At 71.0% G+C, this 11,494-nt stretch carries 7 protein-coding genes and 1 pseudogene; 6 read left to right on the top strand and 2 right to left on the bottom strand.

Annotation, left to right across the window (positions count from 1 at the left end):
* The 6 genes and pseudogenes from KHC27_RS19975 to KHC27_RS21935 all read left to right on the top strand — a co-directional run.
* A partial coding sequence (locus KHC27_RS19975; RefSeq protein WP_213341544.1) for an MFS transporter occupies positions 1–1,000 on the top strand: 1,000 nt, incomplete at its 5' end.
* The gene (locus tag KHC27_RS19970) at positions 1,000–2,256 is read left to right on the top strand and encodes a glycosyltransferase (protein WP_246520133.1); all 1,257 of its coding nucleotides are present in this window, start codon (positions 1,000–1,002) and stop codon (positions 2,254–2,256) included. The genes KHC27_RS19975 and KHC27_RS19970, both read left to right, overlap by 1 nt.
* Positions 2,257–2,309: 53 nt before the next feature.
* Entirely contained in the window at positions 2,310–5,750 is a 3,441-nt protein-coding gene (locus KHC27_RS19965; RefSeq protein WP_213341539.1) for a bifunctional cytochrome P450/NADPH--P450 reductase, read from the top strand.
* 689 nt (positions 5,751–6,439) lie between these two features.
* Positions 6,440–6,655 (top strand): annotated as a pseudogene (locus KHC27_RS22135) (hypothetical protein); the annotation flags it as partial.
* 238 nt (positions 6,656–6,893) lie between these two features.
* Positions 6,894–8,963, top strand: coding sequence for a type II CRISPR RNA-guided endonuclease Cas9 (cas9, locus tag KHC27_RS19950; RefSeq protein ID WP_343210949.1), 2,070 nt, complete (start codon positions 6,894–6,896; stop codon positions 8,961–8,963).
* Between the two features lie 4 nt (positions 8,964–8,967).
* Positions 8,968–9,102, top strand: a complete 135-nt coding sequence (locus KHC27_RS21935; RefSeq protein WP_281417114.1) for a hypothetical protein — start codon at positions 8,968–8,970, stop codon at positions 9,100–9,102.
* A 267-nt stretch (positions 9,103–9,369) separates the two neighbouring features.
* Here the strand turns inward: KHC27_RS21935 and KHC27_RS19945 are convergent, their stop codons facing one another.
* Together KHC27_RS19945 and hisD are read right to left on the bottom strand one after the other, a co-directional pair.
* Complete coding sequence (locus KHC27_RS19945; protein WP_213341531.1) at positions 9,370–10,131, bottom strand: SDR family NAD(P)-dependent oxidoreductase; 762 nt, start codon at positions 10,129–10,131, stop codon at positions 9,370–9,372.
* A complete protein-coding gene (hisD, locus tag KHC27_RS19940; protein ID WP_213341529.1) occupies positions 10,128–11,438 on the bottom strand; it encodes a histidinol dehydrogenase in 1,311 nt (436 codons plus the stop codon). Before hisD ends, KHC27_RS19945 begins: the two co-directional genes overlap by 4 nt.
* Between the last annotated feature and the right edge of the window lie 56 nt (positions 11,439–11,494).

Below are 11,494 nucleotides of genomic sequence, written 5' to 3'. Positions count from 1 at the left end.
CGTGGCAACAACCTGCGCGACGAGCCACAGAGTTCTCACACAGCCTCGGCCCGGTTACAGCCTGCTGCTGGCGGCGGCGCTCGGGCCCATGGTGCTCGGCCTGCAGCAAAGCCATGCCTGGGGCTGGGCCTCGCCGCTCACCATCTCCCTCGTCGCCGTCGGCGTGGTGCTGCTCGCCGTGTTCCTCCGGGCGCAGCGTCGCGCGGGCGAACCGCTGGTGGACATGGCGCTGTTCCGGGACCGGCAGTTCGCCGCCGACAGCATCGTGCTGTTCTGCGCCCAGAGCGCCCTTGTCGGCCAGTCCGCCTTCGGCGCGATCTATCTCCAGCGCATCCTGCATTTCACGCCGCTGCAGTCCGGCCTTGCCATGCTGCTGTTCCTTGTGCCGCTGATGATCTGCGCCCCGCTTTCCGGCATGCTGTATGACCGCTACGGCGCACGGCTGCCGGTGGCGACGGGCATGGCGCTGGCGACCCTCGGGCTGCTCTGGGAGACGCAGGCGCTGATACGGGTCGACTTCCTGCTGATGTTCCCCGCCCTCATCGTCATCGGCGCCGGCGTGGGGCTCGGGGTGTCGCAGACCTACACCGACGGCACCTCGCGCGTGGCGGAAGGCCAGCGGGGCCGGGGCTTCGGCGCGCTCGACACGGTGCGGCAGCTCGGCGGCGCCATGGGCATGGCGGCGATCGGCACCGTGGTCGCCGGGCTCGAGCGCAGCCGCTTCCTCGCCATCGCGGCCGAGGCCGCGCCGGAAGGGGCGGCCCGCACGCAGCTCGAAAGCCTGATGGAACAGGCCGTCTACGGCCGGGAGGAGGCGGTGCGGGCGCTGGTGGAACACTGGCCGGCCGTCGCCTCCGCGCTGCGTCTGAGTGCTGCCCGAAGCATCGCGGAGGGCTATTATGTGGGAACCGGCATGGTGGCGCTGGGTCTGCTCGCGGCGCTGCTGCTGATGCGCGGAAAGCCATCGGCCGCGCCGGATGTCGTCAAGGCGGTGTCGTGATGCGCATTGTCCTCGCCACGCTCGGATCCTTCGGGGATCTCTACCCCCTGCTGGCGATCGCGCAGGCGCTGCGCGCACGCGGCCACACCCCGGTGATCGCGGCGCCGGCTTCCTACGGCCCGCGCGTCGCCGCGCTCGGCCTCGACTTCCATCCCCTGCGGCCGGACTTCTCCCCTGAGGTGCTGATGGAGATTTTCGGCGACCCGGTGCATGGCGGGCGCCGCCTCTATCACGACACCGTCTTTCCCCAGACGCGCGCGACCTTCGACGACCTGCTCGCCGCCACCGAGGGCGCGGATGCCCTCGTCGTGGGCGAGCTGGTCTATGTCGCGCCGCTGGTGGCGGCGCGGCGCGGCCTGCCCTGGGCCAGCGTCATGCTCGCGCCTTCCACCATGATGTCGGCGCTCGACCCGAGCGTGCTCACCTGGTTTCCCGCGGGCTACCATCTGCGCCATCTCGGGGCCTGGCCGCAGCGGCTGATGTTCCGCGTCATCCGCCGGCAGGTCACGCGCTGGGGCGCGCCGCTGCTGGCGCTTCAGCGCGAGATGGGGGTGGGCACCGGCGACATCGTGTTCACCGACAAGTTCTCGCCGCATCTGGTGCTGGTGCTGTTCCCGCCCGCCTTCGGGGCGCCCCAGCGGGACTGGCCGGCCGCGTCCGTCCAGACCGGCTTTCCCTTCTTCACGCAGGAAGCCGACCCCGAAACGGCCGCCCGGATCGCGTCCTTCCTGGCGGCAGGGCCGCCCCCGGTGGTCTTCACCCTCGGCACCACGGTGGTCCATCTGGCGCACGACTTCTACAAGGTCGCGGCGGAGACGGCGCTGGCGCTCGGGCGCCGCGCCATCCTGCTGATGGGCAACAACCCGCGGCCGGACGCGCCGGCCGACAAGGTGCTGGCGCTCGACTACGCCCCCCATTCCAGCCTGTTTCCCCATGCCGCCGCCGTGGTGCAGCACGGCGGCGTCGGCGGCTGCGCCGAGGCGCTGCGGGCAGGCGTTCCGGTGCTGACCATTCCGTTCGCCTTCGACCAGCCCGACAACGCCATGCGGATGCGCCGCCTGGGCGTGGGCGCGGTGCTGCCCCGCACCAGTGTCAACCGCGACACGCTGGAAAGGAGCCTGCGCGCCGTGCTGGAGGACCCGGCGTTCGCCGCGCGGGCGCGGGCGGTCGCCCGGGAGATCGACCCCGACCGCGACATGGCCCGCACCGTGGCGGCGATCGAGGCCCTTGCCGCCGTTCCGGCGCGCGGGGGCTGAGCCGTGTCGCCGCACCGCGAACGCTGACCGCATCCGGCCGCCAGGAGGCCCCCATGTCCACCACCGAGTCCGCGCCTGCCCTCAAGACCATCGAGCTCGGCGGTGCCGCCGGCAACGTGCGGGTCGGCTGGTTTCCCGGGGCCAGCCGGGAGGCGGTGGTCGAGGCGGTGCGGGCGGCGGCGCGGCTGTCGGCCGGAGCCGCCTTCCATGTGGAAACGCCGGACGGCACCGCCGTCGCGCTGGACGACAGCATTCCCGACGGTACGCGGCTGAACCTCGTCACGCAGGGCGAGGGCGCCGCGCCCGGCCATGGCGTGGTGCCCGGCCCGAGGCCCTATCCGCTCCTCGGCAATCTGCCGGAACTGCGCCATCCCGGCGGCCTCGTGGGCGCGCTGGCCGATCTCCACGCCAAGCACGGCACGTTCTTCGCCTTCTCGGCGCCCGCCGGCAAAGGCTATTTCTGCGCCGATGCCGATATCGTCTCGGAGATGTGCGCGGCGCCCGATGTCTTCGCCAAGGTGGTGGATGGCCGGGGCGGCCTCGGCAACCTCGCGGAAAAGAGTGTCGGCAGCGCGCTGTTCACGGCCAGCGACGACGATCCCCTGTGGCACCGCGCCCACCGCATCCTCGCCCCCGCCTTCGGCTCGGCGGCGCTGAAGAACTACTATGGCCGCATCGTCGAGGTGGCGGACGACCTGCTGGCGCATCTCGACCGGCTGGGGCCCGACACCGGCTTCCTGGTCACCGACCTGATGACCCGGATGACCTTCGAGGCCATCTCCTACGCCGCCTTCGACAAGCGTTACGGCGCCATCGATTCCCCGGCCCTGCCTCCCTTCGTGGAGGCGATGAACCGGGTTCTGGACGACGCCATGCAGGAGACCAGGCGTGTCCTGCCGGAGATCTTCTACCACGAGGCCCGCCGCCAGCGCGCGGCCGCCGACCGGATCATGCTGGACGACGTGAACGCGATCATCCGCGACCGCCGCGACCGCATGGCCCGCGGCGAGGCGGTGCCCACCGACCTGCTGCAGGTGATGCTCACCACGCCGGACCGCGTCACCGGGCTGAAGCTGCCGGACGACAATATTCGCGGCCAGCTCATCGTGCTCCTGATCGCGGGGCACGAGACCACGAGCGGGATGCTCTCCTACGCGCTCTACTTTCTCTGGAAGCACCCGGAGGTGCTGGAAAAGCTCATTGCCGAGGTGGACGAGGTGCTGGGGCGCGACTTCTCCTACGTCCCGACCTATGAGGATTGCGGCCGGCTCGACTACACCCAGCGCGTGCTGAAGGAGGCGCTGCGGCTCTGCCCGCCGGTGCCGGTCTTCCCGCGCCATGTCACCCGCGACACCACGGTGGGCAACGGGCGCTACGAGGTGAAGGCCGGCGAGCGCATGTTCGTGTCGCTGACGACGATGCAGACCCATCCGCGCTTCTGGGGGCCGGATGCCCATGCCTTCCGCCCCGACCGCTTTCTGCCCGGGGAGGAGAACACGCACCACCGCGATGCCTACCATCCCTTCGGCATGGGCCTGCGCTCCTGCATCGGCTTCCAGTTCGCCCTGCTGGAAGCGCGCATGGTGCTGGCCCGCTTCATCCAGCGCTTCGTCGCCCGCCCGAAGGATCCGCACTACGTGCTGCGCCACAAGCAGGCGCTCACCGTGAAGCCGGATCATCTGGAGATGCTGCTGGAGCGCCGCCCCGAGGTGAAGGGCCGTTTCCCCGTGCGGAAGGCGCCCGCCAGGGCCGAGCCGGCGCCCGAGCCGGTGGCCGCGGCGGGCCGGCCGATGAGCGTGCTGTACGGCTCCAACATGGGCGGCTGCCGCGACATCGCCTCCGGCCTCGCCCGCGAGGCGGCCAGCCGTGGCTTTGCCCCGCGCGTGGCGGAGCTGGACACGCAGGCCGGCCAGCCCTGGCCGGCGGACGGGCCGGTGGTCATCGTCACCTCCACCTATAATGGCGCGCCGCCGGATAATGCCGCCGGCTTCGCCCGCTGGCTGGACAGCGCCCCACCGGACGCCTGCGCCGGCCTGCGCTTCGCGGTGCTGGGCTGCGGCAATGCGCAGTGGCGCCAGACCTTCCAGAAGTTCCCCCGCACCATTGCCGAGGGTCTGGCGGCGCGCGGCGGCACGCCGCTTCTGGACACCGGCGCGGCGGATGCGGACGGCGATTTCGAATCCGCGGTGGAGAGCTGGACCGCCGCCCTGTGGCCCGCGCTCGACCGCGCCTTTGCCGGGCTCGCGCCGGAGGGCGAGGCGGTGGAGGCGCCGGCGATCGGGGTGGAGGTGGCGCATGGCGCCGTCGCGGCGGCGGGGGAGGCGCCGCGCCGTGCCAGCGCGCCGGATGCCGGCGCCGTGGTCAGCGCGGTGCGCGTCAACCGGGAGCTGCAGGCGCCCGGCGCGTCCGGCTCGACCCGGCATATCGAGCTGCCCTTGCCGGCGGGCGTCACCTATGCCGCCGGGGACCATCTCGGCGTGTTCCCCTGCAATCCCCCCGCCCTCGTGGCCGCGGCGGCGGAACGCTGCGGCCTCGACGCGGAGGCAAGCGTGATCCTCACCGCCCTCGGGCCGGCGGCGGAAAACGGCGGCGGCCTGCCCTTCGGCGTGCCGGTGCGGGTGGGCGAACTGCTCGCCGAGCATGTCGACCTTGCCGGCCCGGTGACGCGGCGCGACCTCAGGGCATGGGCCAGGGCCGCCCGGTGCCCGCCGGATCGGGAGCAGATCGCGCAGTGGCTGGAGGACTTCCCCGGCCTCGCCGCCGGCAAGCCGCGCATGATGGACCTGCTGGCGCAGGTGCCTTCCGTCCGGCTCGAGCTCGCCACGCTGCTGGGCCTGCGGCCCGGCCTGAAGCCGCGCTACTACTCCATCTCCTCCTCGCCGCGGCTGTCGCCCGACGCCTGCACCCTCACCGTGGGGGCGCACCGCTTCGCCTGCGCGGACGGCCGCGTGGAGGAGGGGTTGTGCAGCACCTATCTCGCCGGCTGTGCCGAGGGAACGGCGCTGCGGGTGGCGGTGAAGGACACGGGCAGCTCCTTCCAGCTGCCGGACGATCCGGCCGTGCCGCTCATCCTCGTGGGTCCCGGCACCGGCATCGCGCCGCTGCGCGGCTTCATACAGGAGCGCCACGCCCTGCGGGAACAGGGCGTGGCGGTGGGGCCGGTCCTGCTGTTCTTCGGGTGCCGGAACGAGAGCGACTATCTCTATCGCGAGGAACTGGAGGCCTACCGGGACGACGGCACGCTGAACCTGCTCGCCGTCGCCTTCTCGCGCCGCGCCGGCACCCCCAAGACCTATGTGCAGGACCTCTTGCGCACCCATGCCGACGTGGTCGGGGAGATGGTGCGCCGCGGCGGCTCGGTGCTGATCTGCGGCAACGCCCGCACCATGGCGCCCGATGTGCGGGCGGCCTTCGCCGACATCCTCGGCGCCCCGGCGCTGGCCGAGCTGGAGGCCTCCCGCCGCTATCTCCAGGATGTGTGGGCTTCCAGCTAAGGCCGGCCGGTAGGCCCAAGGCCGGGGGGCGGCCCGACGGGGGTGCAGGAACCTGATCGGCCGCGCGCCGGGGCGCGAGCGGAAGCGTCGACGGTTCAGGCGGGGAGCCGAAATCCGGCGCGACCGCTACAAGCAGCGCCGGGCGGCGCTGATCAAATATCTGACGCGTGCCGGTCTGTTCCCATCCGATCCGGAGGCCGGCGAGGCGCTGGCCGGGCTCGACCCCTATGCCTTGCGTGCCCGGGCTCTCGACGAAAAGCTGACGCTGCCGGAGATCGGTCGCGCGCTGTTCCATCTCAACCAGCGGCGCGGCTTCAAGTCGAACCGCTAGGCGGATCGCGGCGCCGAGGACGACGCCGGCACGATCCGCGTCGGTGTCGCCCGGCTCCATGAGCAGATGGAGGAGGCCGAAGCGCGCACGCTCGGCGCGTTCCTCCACAAAAGGCGGGCTGGCGCCGACGACCCGAACGCCATTCCCCATGTGCGCACGCGCGTCGTCACCCTCACCGCCGAGGACGGCAAGGCGAGCGAAGCCTATGATTTCTACCCCGACCGCCAGATGCTGGAAGACGAGTTCGCCGCCATCTGGCAGGCGCAGTCCCCGCACCATCCCGAGGTCCTGACCGAGGAGCCGCGCGCGCAGTTCTACGAGATCATCTTCCACCAGCGCCCGCTCCGGAAGCCGAAGGATCGGCTTCTGCACCCTGCTGCCGCCGGAGCCGCGCCTGCCCAAGGCGCATCCACTGTTCCAGCGGCGGCGGCTGCTGGAAGAGGTCAATGCGCTGCGCGTCCTGCTGCCGGGCGCCGAGGCGCGCGCGCTTTCACGGGCCGAGCGCGACGCGCTCCTCTCCAGGCTGGGCCAGCGCACGTCTGTTTCCTATGAAAGCCTTCGCAAGGCGCTCAAGCTCGATCCCGACGCCCGCTTCAACAAGGAAGGCGAGAACCGCAGGGATATGAAGGGCGACGAGGTCGCCGCCGAGATGGCCGGCAAGACCCGCTTCGGGAAGCGCTGGTTCGGCCTCGATCCTGCCGTTCAATGGGAGGTCCTCGCCGGCCTCGACGGGCTGGAAAGCGACGCCGAGATGGCCGCCTTCGGATGGGCTGCGGCAACGGCACGGCCTCTCGGCCGAGGAGGCCCGGGCCGTGACGCGCGTGCGGCTGGCCGAGGGCTTTGGCCGCTTCGGCGAAACGGCGACGCGCCGGCTGATCGCCGAGATGGAAAAGACGTCATCGTCTATAGCGAGGCGGTGCAGCGGGCGGGGCTCGGCCACCACTCGGATTTCCGCGACGGGCGGGTCTGGCAGGACGGCAAGGGCCATGCCGCCCTGCCTTATTATGGCGCCCGTTCTCGAACGGCCCATCCTGCCGGGCACCGCCGATCCCAACGAACAGGACGAGGCGCTCCGCCTCGGCCGGCTGACCAACCCGACCGTGCATATCGGCCTCAACCAGCTCCGCCGGGTGCTCAACGCGCTGATCCGCCGCTACGGGCCGCCGGCAGAGATAGCCATTGAGCTCGCCCGCGAACTCAAGCTCGACGCGGAGCGCAAGGGCGAGGTCAACGACAGGAACCGCAGGAACCGCGTGGCGGCGGAGGGGCGCTCAAGAAAGCTGAACGAGCTGGGCATCGCCGACAAGGGCGGCAACCGCGCCATCCTCAGGCTGTGGGAGGAGCTGAACGAAGACAATGCGCACGACCGGCGCTGCGTCTACACCGGGCGGCAGATCCCGGTGGAGATGCTGTTCTCCGGTGCCGTCGAGGTCGATCACATTCTCCCCTTCAGCCAGACGCTGGACGATTCCAACGCCAACCGCATCCTCTGCCTGCGCGAGGTGAACCGCATCAAGCGCAACCGCTCGCCCTATGAAGCCCGGGACGACCTGCGCGCCCATTTCGGGCCGGATGCCGGCTGGGAGGCCATCGCCGCGCGCACGGCGCGCCTCCCGCGCGAGAAACGCCGGCGCTTCGAGCCGGACGCGATGGCCCGGTTCAACGACAAGGGCGGCTTCCTCGCCCGTCATCTCACCGACACGCAATATCTCTCCCGCCTCGCGCGGGAGTATCTGTCGGCGCTCTATCCCGAAAAGGGCGAGGGCTCCAGCCATGTCTGGGTCTCGCCGGGCCGGCTCACCGAGATGCTGCGCCGAAGCTGGGGCCTCAATCACCACCTGCCCGACCACAATCTCTCGGGCGGCGGCGACCAGCCGAAGAACCGCCGCGACCACCGGCACCACGCGATCGACGCGATCGTCGTCGGCGTGACCGATCGCTCCCTCCTCAGCCGCATCGCCCGTGAGGCCGGCCGCGAGGGGCTGATGGCGGCGGGCCGGGTCGCCGAGGCGATTCCCGATCCCTGGGAGGGGTTCTCCGACGAGGTCGGGCGGATCGTGCGCAACATCACGGTCAGCCATCGCCCCGACCATGGCAGCGCCGCCAAGGCCGGGCGGCCGAAGGACCGCAACGCCACCGCGGGCCGGCTCCACAACGAGACCGCCTATGGACTGACCGGCGCAAAGGACAGGAGCGGCCGCGACATCGTCGTCACCCGCAAGCCTCTCTCCGCATTCCGGAAGCCGTCCGACATCGAGGCGATCCGCGACGACGATCTCAGGGTGAAGCTCAGGGACTGGACCGCCGGCAAGGAAGGCGCCGCCTTCGAGCAGGCCGTGCGCAGCTTCGGCCATCCCGAGCGCGGCCCGCGCCTCTACCCCGGCATCCGCCGTGTCCGGGTGGTCGAGCCGCTCTCCGTCATCCCGATCCGCGACCGCAGCGGGTGCCCCTACAAGGCCTATAAGGGCGATTCCAATTATCGCTTCGACGTCTGGGAACTGAAGACCGGCGTGTGGAAGGACGAGGTCGTCTCGATGTTCGAGGCGCACCAGCGGGACAGGACATCGCCGACCCGCCGCGACAACCCGACCGCGCGCAAGGTCCTCTCGCTCCAGCAGAACGACGTCGTGGCCATCGAGCGCGAGGGCGCGCGCGAGCTGATGCGGGTGGCGAAGTTCTCCGGCGGCACGCTCGTGCTCGCCCCGCCGCAGGAGGCGGGCAGCCTGAAGGCGCGCGACGCCGACAAGAGCGACCCCTTCCGCTACGTCTATGGCTCGCCGGGCTCGCTGCGGCGCTGGAAGGCGCGGCAGGTGCGCATCGATGAGCTCGGCCGCGTCCTCGATCCCGGCTTTCCCGCTCGCAAGCCGAAGCCGGGGGCCTGACGCCGTGGAAAGGGTCGTCGACATCGCCCGCTTCGGCAACGGCAAGGAACAATGTGAAGCCTACCTGCGCCGCATCGAGGCCAATCTGCCCCCGCGCGGCGATGTCCACATAACTGAGCTTCACGGATCGGCACGATGAGAACATCGTGCGCTTTTCCGGCCAACGCCGCCGGCGCCCGCGAAAAAACCCGGACCCGCTCGCCCTGTTCTGAGCGAGACCGCCCTTTCGATGCACCCCCGACGGCCCGAATCGCCTTTGTTTCCAAAGGGATCCGGGCAGATCGAGAATAGCGGTTCAGAGATCGCGGTCCAGCGGCGCGGGCGCGCTTCGCCCGCGCCTCCGCTGCCGTGCGGCTCTCGCTGTCGGCGGCCCGCCGGGAGACGGACCGGCACCGCCCGGCCGGGCTCACAGCGCCGTCCAGCCGCCATCCAGCATCAGCGCGCTGCCGGTCATCAGGGCGGCGGCCTCGCTGGCGAGGAACACCGCCGCCGCCGCCACCTCCTCCACCCGGCCCACGCGGCCGAGCGGGATCTTCCCCAGCACCTCGGCGCGAAAGGCGGGGTCGCGGAAATAGGGCTCCGTCATCGGCGTCTCGACAAAGGTCGGGCAGATGGTGTTGACGCGGATGCGGTGCGGCGCCAGCTCCACCGCCAGCGCCCTGGTGAAGCCCTCCAGCCCCCATTTCGAGGCGCAGTAGAGCGTGCGGCTGGCCGCGCCGACATGGCCCATCTGCGAGGACATGTTGATCACCGATCCGCCGCGCCCCGCCTCGATCATGCGGGCGGTCACCGCCTTCGCGGCGAAGATGGCGCTGCGCAGGTTCAGCCCCAGCACGGCGTCGTAATCCTCGACCGTCACGTCGGCGAGCGGCTTCGGCCGGTTCGTGCCGGCATTGTTGACGAACGCGTCAAAGGCCGGCAGGGCGGCGATGAGCGCGGCAAACCCCGCCACATCGGTGACGTCGGCGGGCAGGGCCTCCGCCTTCAGGCCCTCCCCGCGCAGGGCCTCCGCCGCCGCGCCGATCTCGTCCGCCGAGCGGGCGCAGAGCGTGACCTCCGCGCCCGAGGCGGCACAGGCCCGGGCGATGGCGAGGCCGATGCCGCGCCCCGCACCCGTGACCAGCACCCGGCGCCCGTCGAGCCGGAACGGGGGCGCGGCGGCGCTCATTCCGCGGCCTCGCCATAGGGCACGTTCTTGCGCCCGTAGCGGCGCACCCGCACATTGCACTGCTCGGCGTGACCGACGAAGCCTTCCAGCAGGCACAGCCGCGAACCGTAGGCGCCGATCGTCGCCGCCGCCTCGTCGGTGGTGATCTTCTGGTAGCTGTGCGTCTTCAGGAACTTGCCGACCCAGAGCCCGCCCGTATAGCGCCCGGCCTTGTGGGTGGGCAGCGTGTGGTTGGTGCCGATCACCTTGTCGCCATTGGCGACATTGGTGCGGGGGCCGAGGAACAGCGCGCCATAGGAGTGCATGTTGGCGAGATACCAGTCGTCGCGGTCGGTCATGACCTGGACGTGCTCGGAGGCGATGTCGTTGGCGACCTCCAGCATCTCCTCATGGGTGTCGCACAGGATGACCTCGCCATAGTCGGCCCACGACCTGGTCGCGGTATCGGTGGTCGGCAGGAGCCCGAGCAGGCGGTCGATCTCGGCGAGCGTGTCCTCGGCCAGCCGGCGGCTGTTGGTGACCAGAACAGCCGGCGAGTTGTAGCCGTGCTCGGCCTGCCCGAGCAGATCGGTCGCGCAGATCTCGCCATCCACCGTGTCGTCGGCGATCACCATGGTCTCGGTGGGACCGGCGAACAGGTCGATGCCGACGCGGCCATAGAGCTGGCGCTTGGCCTCGGCGACATAGGCATTGCCGGGGCCGACCAGCATGTCGACCGGGGCGATGGTTTCGGTTCCGATCGCCAGCGCGCCGACGGCCTGGATGCCGCCCATCACGTAGATCTCGTGGGCGCCGCCCAGATGCATGGCGGCGATCACCGCCGGGTTGGGCTCTCCCTTGAACGGCGGGGTGGCGGCGGCGATGCGCGGCACGCCCGCCACCGCGGCGGTCAGCACCGACATGTGGGCCGAGGCGACCATGGGAAACTTGCCGCCCGGCACATAGCAGCCGACCGACTGCACCGGGATGTTCCTGTGGCCGAGAATGACGCCGGGCAGCGTCTCGATCTCGATATCCGTCATCGAATTGCGCTGGGCCTGCGCGAAATTGCGCACCTGCGCCTGCGCGAAGCGGATGTCCTCCATATCCCGCGTCGAGACCCGCGCCATCAGCGCCTCGATCTCGCTCAGCGTCAGCCGGAAGGCCGGCGGCGAATAGCGGTCGAACCTCTCCGACAGCTCGCGCACCGCCGCATCGCCGCGCGCCTCGATATCGGCGAGGATGGTCTCGACCGTCTCGCGAACCTTGCGGTCGTCCTGCGAGCGCTCCTCGGCAGGCTTGCCGCGCTTCAAATGGGTTACGGCCATGGTGCTGGTCCTTACGTTCAGGTGTGTCTCGAAGGCGGGAAGGGAAGGGCGGCGGG

The organism is Ancylobacter lacus (assembly GCF_018390635.1).
Lineage (GTDB): Bacteria > Pseudomonadota > Alphaproteobacteria > Rhizobiales > Xanthobacteraceae > Ancylobacter > Ancylobacter lacus.
This window is presented reverse-complemented; position numbering and strand designations above follow the sequence as displayed.